The sequence below is a fragment of the Salinispora tropica CNB-440 genome, from assembly GCF_000016425.1.
GTDB classification, from domain to species: domain Bacteria; phylum Actinomycetota; class Actinomycetes; order Mycobacteriales; family Micromonosporaceae; genus Micromonospora; species Micromonospora tropica.
In genome coordinates this window covers 4,092,436-4,107,510 of record NC_009380.1, presented here as the reverse complement: position 1 = coordinate 4,107,510, position 15,075 = coordinate 4,092,436, and the positions used below count along the sequence as shown (strand labels likewise).

The 15,075-nt window shown below is 69.5% G+C and carries 20 protein-coding genes; 7 read left to right on the top strand and 13 right to left on the bottom strand.

Annotated features, from left to right (window positions below; genetic code table 11):
* The first annotated feature begins 4 nt into the window (after positions 1-4).
* Positions 5-1,465 carry a xylulokinase gene (gene xylB, locus STROP_RS18050; protein ID WP_012014797.1) on the top strand — a complete coding sequence of 487 codons (1,461 nt, stop codon included), beginning with the start codon at positions 5-7 and terminating at the stop codon, positions 1,463-1,465.
* 34 nt (positions 1,466-1,499) lie between these two features.
* Positions 1,500-2,924, top strand: a complete 1,425-nt coding sequence (locus STROP_RS18045) for an MFS transporter (RefSeq protein WP_012014796.1) — start codon at positions 1,500-1,502, stop codon at positions 2,922-2,924.
* 13 nt (positions 2,925-2,937) lie between these two features.
* On the opposite strand, the gene STROP_RS18040 is transcribed toward STROP_RS18045, so the two are convergent.
* The 8 genes from STROP_RS18040 to STROP_RS18010 all read right to left on the bottom strand — a co-directional run bounded on the left by STROP_RS18040 (position 2,938) and on the right by STROP_RS18010 (position 8,843).
* The gene (locus STROP_RS18040; protein ID WP_012014795.1) at positions 2,938-3,891 is read right to left on the bottom strand and encodes a carbohydrate ABC transporter permease; all 954 of its coding nucleotides are present in this window, start codon (positions 3,889-3,891) and stop codon (positions 2,938-2,940) included.
* 3 nt (positions 3,892-3,894) lie between these two features.
* Entirely contained in the window at positions 3,895-4,971 is a 1,077-nt protein-coding gene (locus tag STROP_RS18035) for a carbohydrate ABC transporter permease (protein WP_012014794.1), read from the bottom strand.
* 66 nt (positions 4,972-5,037) lie between these two features.
* Entirely contained in the window at positions 5,038-6,381 is a 1,344-nt protein-coding gene (locus tag STROP_RS18030) for an ABC transporter substrate-binding protein (protein ID WP_012014793.1), read from the bottom strand.
* Between the two features lie 158 nt (positions 6,382-6,539).
* Positions 6,540-7,058 (bottom strand): TspO/MBR family protein, encoded by a 519-nt coding sequence (locus tag STROP_RS18025; RefSeq protein WP_012014792.1) that lies wholly within the window; start codon positions 7,056-7,058, stop codon positions 6,540-6,542.
* A 4-nt stretch (positions 7,059-7,062) separates the two neighbouring features.
* Entirely contained in the window at positions 7,063-7,206 is a 144-nt protein-coding gene (locus STROP_RS25235; protein WP_012014791.1) for a GPGG-motif small membrane protein, read from the bottom strand.
* Positions 7,197-7,973 (bottom strand): metallophosphoesterase family protein, encoded by a 777-nt coding sequence (locus STROP_RS18020; RefSeq protein ID WP_012014790.1) that lies wholly within the window; start codon positions 7,971-7,973, stop codon positions 7,197-7,199. Before STROP_RS18020 ends, STROP_RS25235 begins: the two co-directional genes overlap by 10 nt.
* Before the next feature lie 10 nt (positions 7,974-7,983).
* Positions 7,984-8,262 carry a hypothetical protein gene (locus tag STROP_RS18015; protein ID WP_012014789.1) on the bottom strand — a complete coding sequence of 93 codons (279 nt, stop codon included), beginning with the start codon at positions 8,260-8,262 and terminating at the stop codon, positions 7,984-7,986.
* Positions 8,259-8,843 (bottom strand): nucleotidyltransferase family protein, encoded by a 585-nt coding sequence (locus tag STROP_RS18010; protein WP_012014788.1) that lies wholly within the window; start codon positions 8,841-8,843, stop codon positions 8,259-8,261. Before STROP_RS18010 ends, STROP_RS18015 begins: the two co-directional genes overlap by 4 nt.
* Positions 8,844-9,002: 159 nt before the next feature.
* Here STROP_RS18010 and STROP_RS18005 point away from each other — a divergent pair, with 159 nt between their 5' ends.
* Entirely contained in the window at positions 9,003-9,704 is a 702-nt protein-coding gene (locus STROP_RS18005) for a dTMP kinase (protein ID WP_026275423.1), read from the top strand.
* A 427-nt stretch (positions 9,705-10,131) separates the two neighbouring features.
* Positions 10,132-11,124 carry a sigma-70 family RNA polymerase sigma factor gene (locus tag STROP_RS18000; RefSeq protein WP_028680565.1) on the top strand — a complete coding sequence of 331 codons (993 nt, stop codon included), beginning with the start codon at positions 10,132-10,134 and terminating at the stop codon, positions 11,122-11,124.
* Positions 11,125-11,180: 56 nt separating this feature from the next.
* Here the strand turns inward: STROP_RS18000 and STROP_RS17995 are convergent, their stop codons facing one another.
* The 3 genes from STROP_RS17995 to STROP_RS17985 form a co-directional block, all read right to left on the bottom strand.
* Positions 11,181-12,152, bottom strand: coding sequence for a C40 family peptidase (locus STROP_RS17995; RefSeq protein ID WP_012014785.1), 972 nt, complete (start codon positions 12,150-12,152; stop codon positions 11,181-11,183).
* Between the two features lie 185 nt (positions 12,153-12,337).
* On the bottom strand, positions 12,338-12,673 hold the full coding sequence (locus STROP_RS17990; protein WP_012014784.1) for a DUF3817 domain-containing protein: 336 nt from the start codon (positions 12,671-12,673) through the stop codon (positions 12,338-12,340).
* A 24-nt stretch (positions 12,674-12,697) separates the two neighbouring features.
* The gene (locus STROP_RS17985) at positions 12,698-13,111 is read right to left on the bottom strand and encodes a hypothetical protein (protein WP_018831504.1); all 414 of its coding nucleotides are present in this window, start codon (positions 13,109-13,111) and stop codon (positions 12,698-12,700) included.
* A 122-nt stretch (positions 13,112-13,233) separates the two neighbouring features.
* On the opposite strand from STROP_RS17985, the gene STROP_RS17980 reads away from it, so the two are divergent.
* Genes STROP_RS17980 through STROP_RS17970 form a run of 3 tightly spaced genes read left to right on the top strand, consistent with a single transcriptional unit; the run spans position 13,234 to position 14,454 of the window.
* Positions 13,234-13,557, top strand: coding sequence for a DUF6158 family protein (locus tag STROP_RS17980; RefSeq protein WP_018831505.1), 324 nt, complete (start codon positions 13,234-13,236; stop codon positions 13,555-13,557).
* Entirely contained in the window at positions 13,557-13,874 is a 318-nt protein-coding gene (locus tag STROP_RS17975; protein ID WP_012014781.1) for a hypothetical protein, read from the top strand. Before STROP_RS17980 ends, STROP_RS17975 begins: the two co-directional genes overlap by 1 nt.
* A 52-nt stretch (positions 13,875-13,926) precedes the next feature.
* Entirely contained in the window at positions 13,927-14,454 is a 528-nt protein-coding gene (locus tag STROP_RS17970) for a DUF1360 domain-containing protein (RefSeq protein WP_012014780.1), read from the top strand.
* Positions 14,455-14,525: 71 nt separating this feature from the next.
* Here STROP_RS17970 and STROP_RS17965 read toward each other — a convergent pair whose 3' ends face one another.
* Together STROP_RS17965 and STROP_RS17960 are read right to left on the bottom strand one after the other, a co-directional pair.
* Complete coding sequence (locus tag STROP_RS17965; protein WP_012014779.1) at positions 14,526-14,732, bottom strand: hypothetical protein; 207 nt, start codon at positions 14,730-14,732, stop codon at positions 14,526-14,528.
* A gap of 91 nt (positions 14,733-14,823) precedes the next feature.
* Positions 14,824-15,069, bottom strand: coding sequence for a hypothetical protein (locus STROP_RS17960; RefSeq protein WP_025619607.1), 246 nt, complete (start codon positions 15,067-15,069; stop codon positions 14,824-14,826).
* Between the last annotated feature and the right edge of the window lie 6 nt (positions 15,070-15,075).

The window sequence follows — 15,075 nt, the reverse complement described above, 5'->3', positions numbered from 1 at the left end:
CGGGATGCCGCTCGTTGCCGGAGTCGACTCTTCGACCCAGTCCTGCAAGCTCGTCATCCGGGACGCGGAGAGCGGCGTCCTGGTTCGCCAGGGTCGAGCGCCGCACCCGGACGGTACCGAGGTCGATCCGGCGGCCTGGTGGTCGGCGTTGGGTGAGGCGGTGTCGGCCGCCGGCGGGCTCGCCGACGTCGGGGCGATCTCCGTCGCCGGTCAGCAGCACGGCATGGTCTGCCTTGACGAGACCGGGGCGGTGGTCCGTCCGGCGTTGCTCTGGAACGACACCCGCTCCGCCGGCGCCGCCGCCGATCTGGTCGCCGAGGCAGGTGAGGGCGAGACCGGGCAGCGGTTCTGGGCGGACGCCGTGGGCGTTGTGCCGGTCGCCAGCCTCACCGTCAGCAAGCTGCGTTGGCTGGCCCGGCACGAGCCGGGCAACGCCGCCCGGGTGGCCGCGGTCTGCCTGCCGCACGACTGGCTTACCTGGCGGCTCGCCGGGGCCCCTGGCCTGGCGGCGCTGAGCACCGACCGCAGCGACGCCAGCGGCACCGGTTACTGGTCCCCGGCCAGTGCAACGTACCGCCGGGACCTGCTCGAGCAGGCGTTCGGCCGGATGGTGACCGTGCCCCGGGTGCTCGGTCCGGTGGAGTCGGCCGGCCGACTCGACCCGGCCGTGCTCGCGGGCGGCCCGGAGCTGCCGGAGGTCTCGCTCGGTCCGGGGGCGGGGGACAACGCCGCCGCCGCGTTCGGAGTCGGCGCGGGCCCGGGCGACGTGGTCGTCTCGATCGGCACCTCCGGAACCGTGTGCGGTGTAGCGGAGCAGCCGACGGCGGACCCGACGGGTATCGTCGCCGGCTTTGCCGATGTCACCGGCCGATACCTGCCGCTGGTCTGCACGCTCAACGCGGCCCGGGTGCTCGACGCCGCCGCCGCGCTACTCGGGGTCGGCCTCGCGGAGCTGGCCGACCTGGCCTTGTCCGCGCCTCCCGGGGCGGATGGCCTGGTCCTGGTGCCCTACCTGGCGGGGGAGCGGACCCCGAACCGGCCGGACGCCAACGGCGCGGTGCACGGGTTGACGCTGCGTACCGCCACCCCGGCGCACCTTGCCCGGGCGGCCGTCGAAGGAATGCTCTGCGCGCTCGCCGACGGCCTGGACGCCCTCGTCGCGCAGGGCGTCGCCGTTCAGCGGGTGATTCTGGTTGGTGGTGGCGCCCGCTCCACCGCGGTTCGACGGGTTGCTCCGCAGATCTTCGGTGTTCCGGTGGTCGTGCCGCCCCCGGGCGAGTACGTCGCCGACGGTGCTGCCCGCCAGGCGGCCTGGACCGCCCTGGGCGGGGCACAGCCGCCGATCTGGACCGTGGCCGCGCCGCGGACCTACGAGGCAGACCCGGTGCCGGCGATTCGGGCCCGGTACGCGCAGGCCCGGGAGCACGTCATCGACCACGGGAGCACACCGGCGCCACCCCGGTGACCTGGCGGTGAACCGGCCCTGGTTGGCTGCCGGCATGACCTTGGCCACCAGTGGTCCGGTGCGGCTGTGGGGCGGCAGCCCGGCGCACCGGTTCTACAGCGTCGTGGTGTTCGTGCTGCTCGCCTCCCTGGACAATGTGGCGATCGGCCTGGTGCCTCCGCTGTATGGCTCGATCGCCGACGCACTCGATGTGTCGCGGCGGCTACTCGGCCTGGTCACCGCGGCCAACTTCCTGGTCAGTGCGGTGGCGGCGGTGGGCTGGGCCTACGTCGGGGACCGCACCAACCGTAAGCCGCTGCTCATGGTTGGCACGCTGATCTGGGCGTTCGGCACCGGTGGCAGCGCGGTGGCGGACAGCTATCCGACCTTTCTGGCCGCCCAGGTGGTCGGTGCGGTGGGGCTCGGCGCTGTTGGCTCGGTTGGCTTCTCGGTGGTCACCGACTTGATCTCACCTCGCCGACGGGGTCTGGTGATGAGCTTCTGGGGGCTGTCCCAGGGGGTCGGCACCCTGGCCGGCACCCTGGTGGGCGGCCTGCTCGGAGCGGCGGACTGGCGACGTCCGTTCCTGGTGCTCACCGTCGTGGGGCTCGGTGCCACCGCGGCGTACCTGTTCACCTTTGACATTCGGCGCGGCCAGAGCGAACCGGAGCTGGCCGACCGGTTGGCCGGTGGCGCTGAGTACGACCACCAGATCAGCCGGGCTGACCTGCCGCGGATTCTGGGCCGACGGACGAATCGTTGGCTGATCTTGCAGGGCCTCACCGCGCAGGCCGCGTTCGGCTCGCTGGTCTGGCTGCCGGTGCTCTTCGCCGAACGGGCCGAGGCTCAGGGCTACTCGGCCGCGACGGCGGTCGTGGTGGGCAGTGTCTTCGCCACCCTGTTCCAGCTCGGCGGGGTTTTCTCCATCGTCGGCGGGTTGGTCGGCGATGCGTTGCAACGTCGTACCCCGTCCGGCCGGGCGACGGTCGCCGCGGTCGGAATCCTCGCGGCGCTGCCGTTCTACCTGGTGCTCTTCTTCGTGCCGATTCGCATTGACGTCCCCGACGGGGCCGGCCCGGGCGCCATCGTCCGGGCGGTGCTGGCGAGTGTGCTGACCGAGCCGACGGTCGGGCTGAGTCTGCTCACGGCGTTGCTGGCGCTTGCCCTGACCTCGGCCAACTCGCCGAACTGGTTCGCCCTGATCGCCGATGTCAACCCGCCGGAGCACCGCGGCACCGTGTACAGTCTCGGCAATTTGGTCAACGGGGTTGGCCGGGCAGCCGGGAACGGACTGGTCGGGGTGGTGTTCCATGGGCTGCGGGCGGCCTTCCCGCCGCCGTTGAACTACGCGGTCGGGCTCGCCGTGTTCCAACTGTTCTTCGTGCCAACCGGGGTCATGTATTGGCTCGCCGCCCGCAGCTCCCCGCGTGACATCGCTGCGGTGCGAGTCCTGCTCCGCGCCCGTGCCAGGCGGATGTAGTAGGGGGCAGGCTTCACCCCTTGATGCTGCCGGTGAGTAGCCCGCGGACAAAGTAGCGCTGCAACGACAGGAAGACGATCAGCGGCACGACGATCGCGACGAACGCCCCGGAGGTGAGGCGTTGCCACTCGTTGCCCCGGGTCCCGGCCAGCTCGGCGAGGCGGACGGTCAGCGGAGCGGTCTCGTCACCGCCGCCCGCGAAGATCAACGCGACCAGCAGGTCGTTCCAGACCCAGAGAAACTGGAAGATGCCGTACGCGGCCAACGCTGGGGTGATCAGCGGCAGTACGACCGTACGGAAGATCTTCGGGTGGGTGGCGCCGTCGACCCGGGCTGCTTCCATCAGGTCCCGGGGCAGCTGGGACACGAAGTTGTGGAGCAGAAAGACACCCAGGGGCAGCGCGAAGCAGGTGTGGGCGAACCAGACCTGGATGAACCGCTGCTCGTCGTCGAGGTTCCAGGCGGGCAGGAGGTCGATACCGCCGACACTGATGCCCTGGGAGAAGAAGCTGAGCAGTGGGACCAGGGCCATCTGTAGCGGGACGATCTGCAACGCGAATATTCCGATGTAGATCCAGTCCCGCCCCCGGAAGTTGATCCATGCCAGCGCGTACGCGGCCAGCGCGGCAAAGGCCAACGGGAACAACACCGACGGCAGGGTGATGACGATCGAGTTGAGGAAGTAGCTGGCCAACTGACCGGCCGACGAGGAGCGGCCAAAGAGTACCTGCTCGTAGTTCTCCAGCGTCAGCTGTGGGTCAGCGAAGAACGTCCACCAGCCGGTCGTCTTGATCTGGTCCTCGGGCCGGAAGGACGAGACGAGGAGCCCGAAGGTCGGGATTGTCCAGACGATCGCGATCACGATCGAGACGGCGGTGGCCCAGCGGGTGTTGAGCCGTCTGCGGACCCGGCCGGCGATTGTCGCCGGTGCCTCGGTTCCGGCCCGCGTCGGGGCGGTTGTGGTCACGGGTCATACCTCCCGCTGCCGGCGCAGATTGCGTACCTGGTAGATGACGATGGGAATGACCAGGATGAACAGGACGACGGCGAGGGCAGAGCCCTGGCCGGTCTGCCCGTACCGGAACGCCTGGTTGTACATCTCGGTCGCGATCACATTGGTGTTGAAGTTGCCGTTCGTCATCGTGCGGACGACGTCGAAGAGCTTCAGCGTGGCGATCGAGATGGTCACCACCACCACGATCAGGGCGGGCCGGATACCTGGCAGGGTGATCCGCCAGAACTGCTGCCAGGCGTTCACGCCGTCGATACGAGCAGCTTCGATCATGTCGGTGGGAATGGCCTTGATGGCGGCCGAGAGCACCACCATGGCGAAACCGGCCTGGATCCAGATCATCACCACGATCAGCAGCAGGGTGTTCAGCGGCGGGTTCGACAGCCACTGCTGGGGCTCGCCGCCGACCCACACCCAGATTTGGTTCAGCAGGCCGATCTGGTCTGCCTCCGCGGGCCGGAACGCGTAGACGAACTTCCAGATGATGCCGGCGCCGACGAACGAGATCGCCATCGGCAGGAAGATCAGGGACTTGGCCAGGGCCTCCAGGCGGGCGCGGTCGACGAGCACCGCGTAGATCAGGCCGACCGAGGTGGCCAGCAGCGGCACCAGCAGCACCCAGAGGGCGGTGTTCCACAGGATGTCGACGATCTCGGGCCGGTCGACCATCCAGCCGTAGTTGCGCAGCCCGACCCATTGCGTGCTGTCGCCGTTCTTGAGCGACAGCACGAGGGTACGGATCGCGGGGATGATCAGCCCGATGCCGAGCATCAGGACCGTGGGTAGCAGAAAGAAGAGGGCGAACAGGCCCTCGCGGGAGCGGCGCCGGCCCGGCTCGAGCGGCGTTCCCGCGGCGGCGGCCGCGGCGAGCCGGGCCTGCCGGCGGCGGGCGAGCCGGGCCTGCCGGCGGCGGGCGAGCCGGGCGGGGACAACGTCGAGTAGCAGTAGGAGGCCACCGACCACCGCCACGAAGGCGACCACCCCGTACAGCAACATCGCGAGTTTTGGTGCCTCATCGGCGAAGTCGAAGTTCATTCGCCCTCCGGGGATGCGTGGCTGGCGGTGGCCCGGCGGTGCGGCCGGGCCACCGGGGCGGGTTGATCAGCTGGGCCAGGAACTCTCGATGGCGTCCAGGGCTGCCACGGTGTCCTTGCCGCTGATCCAGGACACCATCTCCTTCCAGAACGTTCCGGCGCCGACGGCGGCGGGCATCAGGTCGGAGCCGTCGAAGCGGAAGACTGTCTGCTCGTCCTGAAGGATTTCGACCGAGAGCCGGTCGATCGGGTTGGTCACGTTCGAGAGGTCGAGCTTCGTGTTCGCCGACACCCAGTTGCCCAGCTTGGCCCGGCCGTTGGCGTACTCACCGGAGGCGAGGTAGGTCTGCACCGCCTGGACCTCCGGGCGGTCGTCGAAGGCGACGGTGAACTCGCCGCCTCCCAACACCGGCTTGCCCTTCGCCGGGTCGATGGGCGGGAAGTAGAACGCGAATATGTCGCCGTCCTCGGCCACCCGGCTCTCCTCGGGCCACTGGTTGGCGTAGAACGACGCCTGCCGGTGCAGGGCGCACTCGTCTTGGAGGATCGGCAGACCGCCCTCCTGGAACGAGGTGGTGGCGATGCTCTTGACGCCGCCGTAGCCGCCGTTGACGTACCGGTCGTTTCGCAGAATGGTGCCGGCCCGTTCGACCGCGTCCACGACACGCTGGTCGTTGAAGGGGATGGCGTGTGTGGTCCACTGGTCGTAGACCTCGGGGGTCTGCGTCCGCAGCAGTACGTCCTCGATCCAGTCGGTGGCTGGCCAGCCGGTGGCGTCACCGGACTCGATGCCGACGCACCACGGCTTGATGCCGTCGGCGGCGGCCCGGTCACTGAGTTCGATCAGATCGTCCCAGCTGGTCGGCACCGACCAGCCCTGCTCCTGGAACATCGTCGGCGAGTACCAGACGAATGACTTGACGTTCGAGCCCAGCGGAGCGCCGTAGAACTCTCCCCCGATGGTGCTGTACCGCAGCCAGTCGGCGGCGTAGTTCTCCTCGGCCATCGCCGTGGTCTCGGCCGAGGCCGGTGTGAGCTTGCCGGCCTGCGCGAAGCGCTTCAGCAGGCCCGGCTGTGGGATGAAGGCGATGTCGGGCGCATTGCCACCGTCTACCCGGACCTGGAGCTGTGCCTCGAATTCGCCGCTGCCCTCGTAGTCGATCTCAATGCCGGTGCAGTCTGCGAACTGCTCCCACGACTGTTCGAGCAGGTCCGCCTCCGCGTCGCGGATGGACGCGTAGATGGAGACCTCGGTGCCGCCGTTGCCCTGGTACTGCTCGTATACCGCGCACTCTGGGGAATCGGCCCTGCTGCTGCCGTCGTCGTCACTACCGCAGGCGGTGGCGCCGACGGCCAGGCCGAGCACGCCAGCTACTACGAAGGCTTGGTGTGGTCTGGCGAAGACCGCCATGCCGTCCTCCTTCCTGGTCGGCGCGGGTCGGTGCGACAGACCTGGCGCCGGTCCGATGGGCGTGCTCCACACGAAAGCGTCTGCATCTGGTGTGGTCCACCCCGGAGGCGACACGAGCGGATAACGATCTGGAAACTTCGATTCAATGACCCGGACGATCACGCGTTGAGCTGCCAGATGGCCAGGTTGAGCAGGGCGGCGTAGGAGACCCAGGCCCAGTACGGCAGTAGGAGAGTCGCGGCAGCCCGGGAGATCGGGTAGGAGAGCAGGACGGTCCCGCCGACTGCCGACCACAACAGAACAATGTCGGCGAATGCCAGCCCATAGTGACCGGCCCCGAAGAAGAGGGGGCTCCACACCGCGTTGAACGCCAGCTGCGCGGACCACGCCCAGAGCGCGGGACCAAAGCCGCCGCGTCGCCAGATCAGCCAGCCGGAGACCGCGATCATCGCGTAGAGTACCGTCCAGATCGGGCCAAAAACCCCCGCCGGGGGAGCCCAGGCGGGCTGTTCGAGGCCGGCGTAGACGGTGCTGCTGTCGCGGGCTCCCAGCCCGCCGATCACGGCAGCGCAGAAGACAACCGTGACGAAGCCGAGCAGGGACCACCATCGGCGTCGGCCACCGGCCCGGCCGGAGGTACGTGCGCGCCGGCGCGCCCGGGCGTGGTTGCGGTCCATGCCGTCAGCTGATGGCGTTGACCCCGCCTGGTCCGACCAGCAGGCCGCCGACGATGAGGACGATTCCCCACAGGATCTGGTGCCGGAACAGGGCGAAGACGCCGGCCCCCACCAGAACGACCGCGATAATCCAGAGAATCAGCTCCACGCGGGCCGACTACCCGAGCTGCCCATGCGGGAAACCTCGCCCTGATCGAGATGACCGCCCAGGTGAAAGACGCTGTATGCCTGTTTGATCACCGGGTGCGCCACGTTACGCACCCGTACCCCTCCGGGTGTGGTGCCGCGTTCGGTTCCATGATGGGCGTGCCCGTGCAGGGCGAGGGTGGTGGGGGCCGAGTCGATCGCCTGGCCCAGCTGGTAACAGCCGAGAAAGGCATAGATCTCTGGTGGCTCACCGGCGAGCGTGTCGGGCACCGGGGAGTAGTGGGTCAGTGCCACCAGCAGGTCGCAGTCGAGGGAGCGGAGAGCGGCCCCGAGCGCGTTCGCGCTTTCGGTGCTGGTTTGGACGAAGGCCTTCATCTCCGGCTCGCCGAAGTCGGCGGCGCAGCGCCCGGCGAAACCCCCGCCGAACCCCTTCACCCCGGCGACGCCGAGCCGGCCGCCCGCACAGTCCAACACCATCCCGGTGCCCTCCAGCACGGTGATTCCGGCGGCCTCAAGCACCCGCACCACCTGGGGTACCTCGTCACACTGGTACTCGTGGTTGCCGAGTACGGTCACCACCGGCACCCCCAGGCCACCGAACTCGCGTGCCACACACCGCGCCTCCGCCTCGGTGCCGTGCCGGGTGAGATCACCGGCGAGCAGCAGCACGTCGGCGTGGTTCGACACCTCCTCAAGAGCCGGCCGGAAGCGGCCAACCACGTCTTCGTCCAGATGTACGTCACCCACGGCGGCGATTCGGATCACCATCGGGCCTCCCTCAGGGCAGTTGTTCGATCTCCGTGGGCGGCTGCGTGCGGATCACCCCGATGTCGCTGGTGACCGGCAGGTTCGGGAAGTGCGCGGCGACGCGCCGGAGAATCTCGTCCCGCCGCTGCGGGCTCTCCACCTCGCCGTGCAGCACCAGGCCGAGCTCCCGGCGGACGACAGTGATGCCCTGCTCGGCCACGTCGGGGTCCTCGGCGAGGAGCCGGTGAATCTCGGCTGCCACGTACTCGTCGGTCGCTCGTCGAGTGGCGACGTCGCGGTACTCGGTCACGGTGTCTCCCCTCGTTCCGGAGTGCCGGCGTACGCCACCACCCCAAGCCGGTCCAGCAGCACCAGGAACGCCTCGGCGTACGGCGAGTGGCGCGTGTCCTGGCATACCCGTTCCCAGTCGATCTGCTCGCGCAACGAGCGAGCCAGTGGTAGGCCTCGAGTGAAGTCGCAGTAGTGCTGCGAGAAGCTGAGCAGTTTGTGCACCATCAGCTGGGTCGCCGAGAGCACCGGCATGTGGATCGCGTCCACCGGCCGGACGACGGTGTCGACGAAGGTCTTGTCCGTCACCGGGGTTTCGATGGGTCGGTGGATCAGATCCACCACGCGGTCGTCGTCGAAGACCTTGACCAGCCAGTCCTCGGGCGGGCGCTCGGCGAGGAAGCCAGCCGCGACCAGGGCCCCCAGGGCATGGTCAACGTCTACCTTCCGGATCAGGAAGTCGACGTCGTGCTCGCTGGAGTGGCCGCCGTGCGCGTACACCGCGAAGCTGCCGCCGAGCGCGAAGGGGATATCTTCCTGCTTGAGCACGGCGGCGACCTTCTTCAACGTGTGCACCAGGCTCTCGGCCCGGAGCTCGGCCATCTGGCTCTCCGTTCCTGGTGATCCGGCGGAGGTGCCAGGGCGGTACCCGGCATCGTGCTCCGCCACACCTCGCGCAGTGCGCAGGAAAAGCGGCAACCATCACCAAAGGTGATGGATCGGCCGAATGAGTGAGAGCGTGGGTCGGATAGCGTGTGCAGGGTGGCCGATTCCAAGGGGGCGCGACGCGGCAGGGCCCGACTGCGACGCGGCAGGGCCCGACTGCGCGCCGTGGCCCTGATCGGCATCGACGGCTCGGGCAAGACGACGCAGGCCCACCGGCTGGCTGTGGCGCTGACCGAGGTCGGGCTCCCCGCCACCTACCATCGCAACGCTGGTGGCCGGCGCTTCCTCGGCCGGGTGGCGCGGCGACTGGGTCGGCCGGACGCGCAGCGGCTCCTCGGGAGTACCGGCCTCCTGGTCGCAGAGTCGGTTCTGCGCTGGCTTGCCATCGCCGCCGCCCTGCTGGGGCACCGCCTGACCGGCCGGGTCGCGGTGATGGACCGCTACGCCGCCTGCCAGTACGCGAGCATTCGGGCGCACGGCGGTCACCGGTGGGAGCGGATGGCCCGGCTCGGCTACCGGGTGTTCCCCCAGCCGCAGGTGACATTCCTGCTGGCTGTCGACCCCACCGAGGCGTACCGGCGGATCGAGCGGCGCGGCACTGACCACGAGAGCATGCGATACCTGATCGCGGCCGATCGCGCGTACCGGAGCCTGCCGGAGCAACCCACCTTCGTGCTGGTGGACGCGGACCGTCCGGCAGACGAGGTGAGTCGGCAGATTCGGGAGCACCTGCACGATTGGCTGGGTGCGGCGCCGGAGCCGGCGGATGAGCCGGCCCGGATTCCGGCGCGTCAGTGATCGGCAGGATGGGTGGGGTGGGCCGTCGACTGGCCCCGGCCCGGCAGGAATCTGCCCGCGGATTGTTCACCCTGGCGTGGGGTATCACTACGGGTGTGGATGAACCGACCGGGCCGCCGCGGCATATCCGGGCGTGACCAGGATCGCAGTGCGGTGGTGACCCGGGTCGCTGTGCCCCTGGTCTGGGTGGTGGTGCCATTGACCCGGACCGGCGGCCGTCGATCCAGCTAACGGACGTGGTGCCCAGCTCAGGGCCACACCCGGGGGTCTGACAGCAAACATGGATCGTGCTCTCAGCTGATTATCAGGCATTCGTGACACGTTCGACTCACGATATGGAATCCCTGACGCGTCTCAACTGTTGTTCAGGTGTCAGCGCCGATGAGCAGCAGCGGATGGTACGGGGAGGGAGCTGGCGGACGTGGGGATGGCAAGGAACCGGGCAACCGGCGCGAGCGAGGGGACCGTGGGCAACGTGGACAAGAATAACGGCATGCGGACCGACGAGGTCGCCGAGGAGCGCGACCTGGTCGGCGTCTACCTTCACGAGATCTCCCGGACGCCGTTGCTGGACGCCGCCACGGAGGTCGATCTTTCCAAGGCGATCGAGGCCGGACTGTACGCCGAGCATCTGCTCGACGAGGACCGTGTGCCGGCCGGCGTCGAGAAAGCAGAACTCCAACGGCTGGTCGCTGAGGGGGCGCGGGCCAAGGACCTGTTCATCCGGGCCAACCTGAGACTGGTCGTGTCGATCGCCCGACGGTATGTCCGTTCCGGGATGCCCATGCTGGATCTGATCCAGGAGGGCAACACCGGTCTGGTTCGGGCGGTGGAGAAGTTCGACTACGAGCGCGGCTTCAAGTTCTCCACCTACGCGACCTGGTGGATCCGGCAGGCGATCAGCCGGGCGATCGCCCAGCAGGAGCGCACCGTGCGGCTACCGGTGCACCTGGTGGAGGATGTCAACCGGATGCGGAACGTGGCCCGGCAACTCACCCGTGAGCTCGGCAGCGATCCCGAGCCGGAGCAGATCGCGACGGCGCTCGGCGTTACCGTCGAGCGGGTCAACGAGCTGGTTCGTTGGTCGCAGGACACGGTGTCGTTGGATACCCCGGTCGGTGACGACGGCGACACCAACCTCGGTGACCTTGTCGCCGACAGCGACGCGCCATCACCGGAGGACATCGTCCTGACCGGCCTGGAGCGGCAGCGCATCGAGGGCCTCCTCAGTCACCTCGACGACCGTTCGGCCGGCATAATGCGGGCCCGGTACGGCCTCGAGGACGGCCGGGAGCACTCGCTGACCGAGGTGGCCTCGCGCTTCTCGCTCTCGCGGGAGCGGATCCGGCAGCTGGAGATTCAGGCGCTCGGACGGCTGCGGGAGCTGGCCCGCGCCGAGGGGCTCCAGGCAGCAGCCTGAGCGCACCGGGCCGGCGTCCGCGGGGATGCCGGCCCGGTCCTCCTCGGGCGGGTTGCTCAGCGAACCCGCCCATATCCCACGATCGACATGATATTCATGTCGCGCTTCACCACGTTGCGCCCGGCGGTTGGGGCGTCGATGATCTGACCATTGCCCACGTAGAGGGCGACATGCCCGAGCCCGCGGTAGAAGACCAGGTCGCCGGGGCTCAGGTCGCGGCGTTCGATGTGCGCCACCACCCCCCACTGCCGGCGGGTGCTGTGCGGCAGTGACTTACCGGCCGCTCGCCATGCCGCCGAGGTGAGGCCCGAGCAGTCGTAGCCGGCGGCACCGTCCCCGCCCCACCGGTAGGGCTTCCCCAGCGCCCCGTACGCGTACCGCACCGCAACCCCGGCCGCGCCGGAGACCGATGGTGCCGCTCGGACGTGGTCCGGGCTGGCCGTGGAGCTTTCGGTTGCCCGGCCGTACGCTAGTCGCCGCAGCTCGTACAGGTCGGCCAGGTCGCGCTCGATCCGCTTGCGGGTGCTGGCCAGCCCTTGGGCCTGCGCGGCTGCCTTCTCCACAACGGCCTCCAGCCGCGTCCGTTGCGCGAGGAGCTGACGCTGGTCGTTGGTGAAGGCCGTGATGCGTTTCTGCCGCTCCTGGGCGAGTCGGTCGACGGTGGTGAGCCGGTTGAGCAGGGTCGTGGCGTCGTCTGGGCTCAGTAGTGCGGTGGCGGTACCGAGCTCACCGGTTTTGTACGCGGCCACCGCCAGTTGGTTGACCTCGGCCCGGCTCTGCGCGACCTGTTGCTCCAGGGGACCCAGCTGGGCGGTCAACCGGGTCAGGGTGGCTTTGTTCGTCTTGAGGTCTTCGGCGAGGGTGTTGTGCGCTTCCACGACGCGTTCCAACTCCGCGGAGGCTTTCTCGATGCGTCGCGTCAGCTCGGCGGGGGAGGGCTCGGCCCGGGCGGGCGCGACCGGTGCGACCAGGGTTGCCGAGACTATCGCGACGGCGAGGGCGGGAAGTCGTTTCCGGATGGACGACAAGTGCGACGGCTCCTCTTCTCTCCTCCCCACCAGCCACCGGGGAGGGGCGGAGGCCCCAGCGGCGCCGGACCGTGCCGTCCGTGCGGACGGCGTTGAGTGGGCCGACCCGGACAAGGTAACCCGGGGCAGGAGTGACCCGCAGGGGAAGTCGTGGCGATTGTTGCCGAAGGGATGTACGTGAACTTCTATCGGACGGGGGCGTTGGCCACCGGCTCCGGGGCCGCGGCCTGCCCGGTCACCCACCTGCTCACTCGCCGCTCGGCGAAGAAGGAGACGAACGGAACGGTTCCCGCCAACATCACCAAGATCATGCGTGACAACGGCCAGCCGGCCCGCCGGGACAGGTCGAAGGCGGCCACCAGATAGACCATGTAGAGGAAGCCGTGGGCCTGGCCCACCGTCTCCACCACGATCGCGTTGTCGAAGCCGTACTTGAGCGGCATTCCGATCACCATGAGCAGGATCAGCACCACGCCGACGATCCAGGCGATCACGCGGTACCGGGTCAGGGCTGCGCCCACCGTCGTCCGTCCTTCCGACCCGGCCTAGCCGGGGTAGTCGCCGGGCCGAGCACCCGGGTTGTCGGTCAACCACCGCAGGTAGCGGTTGTAGGCGGTGAGCTCCGGATCATCGCTGTCCGGCACGGTGGTCGCCGCACGGCTGACCCGTACCGGTCGGCGCACCGCCAGCCGGGTCGGCTCGGTGGTCGCGGGTGACTCAGCACTTCCCACCGCGGGGCTCGTCCCCTCGGGCCCGCGGAGCTGCTGGCGAACCTCCCGCCACCAGACGAACACGACGAAGCCGGCGAAAACCGGCCACTCCACGGCGTATCCCCAGCTGATCGGATTGCCGCCGGCGGCCCGGCTGAGCTGCCACCAGCCGAGCCCGAGGAAGCCCACGACGAGCACGACCATGGCCACGTGGCGCACGATCCACGCCGGAGTCCAGAGCCGCTTCATGGCCTCGAGGGTACCCGGGGGTGGTGGCGCGTTCCGACAGCCGTGTCGTAGCGGCGGGCTGGTTTGGCGGCACCTCGGGCGGGCATCCGGCCAGACGCCAGCCCAGAACAGTGAAGGGGGCGATGATGACCGGATCCGTGCGGCGGGACGAGTACCCGAGCCCGGAGCAGCGGATGCCCGAATGGGATGGAGACCACCTGCACGACCGGGCCTCCGGCACCGCGGACTCCGACGGCGAGGTGCTCGGCATCGACCCTGCTGAGCTCGGCGATGCCGACCTGATCCGTGAGTTGCGCAGTCTGCACCGAACGCGGCTGGACACCCTGCGGCACGCGGCCGACGCGGCGCTCGCCACTCACCTGCGCCGGACCGCCGAACTCGAGACCGAGTACCTCGCCCGGCGCCCGGGGCGGGAGGTCGACCCGAGCCGACTGCGGGAGGCGTGATGGCGTCGGCTGAGCGGGGCATGTCGGCGCCCCCGGAGGTCGTGTTCAACACGGCGGTCGACCCGAACCGGATGTCGGCGTGGCTTCCCGAGCCGCTCCGTGCCGGCGGTCGGCCGGCTACTGAAGTCCGCCGGGCGGAGCTGACGGCGTGCTGGCGGGCCACCGGGGACTGGACCGCCCAGATCCGGGTCGACCCGGCCGACGCTGGTGGGGCCTGGATCCGGCTTGACCTGACCGGTGGCACCGCCGACCGGCTGGTGGACGAGGCGTTGGCCGACCTCGCCCGGGCGGTGGACGACAACCTCCAGGCGGGCTGAGCCGGCGCAATCGCCGGGCCGTTCGGCCCGGTTACCAGACCGAGGGAGACCGGTGACCGAGTTGAAGGCGAAAGTGACTCGTCTGGGTCGGGCCTACGCGCCATACGAATACCGGCCGCTCGGCGGCTATCTCGTGGCCATGGGCGCCTACGCCGGGGTGACGGCCATGATCGCCGGGCTGGTGAAGGCGACTCGGCGGCCGGTGCCGGAGCGGCCCGCGACAGTCGACGTGGTCCTGCTGGCCGTCGCGACCCACAAGCTCAGCCGGTTGCTCTCCAAGGATGCCGTGACCAGTCCGCTGCGGGCCCCGTTCACCCGCTACGCGCGGCCGATCGGCAGCGGCGAGGTGATGGAGGAGGTGCGCGACTCGGGCAGCTCCACCCGGCATGCCGTCGGTGAGCTGCTCAGTTGCCCCTTCTGTCTGGCCGTCTGGGTGGCCACCGGGCTCACCGGTGGGCTGGTGCTGGCGCCGCGTCTGACCCGTCTCGTCGCCACCGCTCTCACCGCCGTGACGGCGTCGGACTTCATGCAGCTGGCGTACGCGAAAGCTCAGCAGGCTGCCGAGCGAAACGAGGAGTAGTCGGCAGGGCGAAACATCCATCGTGCGATCGCGGGCGGGTCGGGGTTACCCCGGCCCACCCGCGATCGCACTCAGCTCTCCTCGCCAGACCAACCGCGGGGAGACTCCTCCTCCCGCTCGTCGGCGTCCGCGCCGGTGATGATGTCCCGATCGACCGCCGTGACATCGTGTTCCTTGGCGAAGTCCGGCTCGGGCAGCGTGTCCCGGCCCTCCGGCGGCTGGCCGAGAGCCTCGAGCTGCTCGTGCTGCTCCGAGCGCCGCTGGGGGGGCTGGGACATGTCACTCTCCTTCGCGTCGGATCACCGGTTGCGCGCCCCCGGGTGTCGCCGGACCGCCTGACCGTGGACCGGCTCGTCGGAGGAGGCCCGCTCAGGCGGCCGACCCGCCCAGCAGGTCAGCCGCCTCGTCCACGGAGTACTCGCCCTCGGGTAGTCCGCCGATGCGGGTGAGCAGCCCCGCCGGCATCTGGGCGGCGACCGCCCGCCGGTAGATGTCGCCCTGGCTGATCCGTTCCTGGCCTCGGTAGAGATCCTCGAGCAGGTCGTCGAGGCGGCGCAGGTCCGACTCGGTCTCGGGCACCGCGGTTACGGGTGGGTTGTCGGTCACGGCGCCCAACTACCC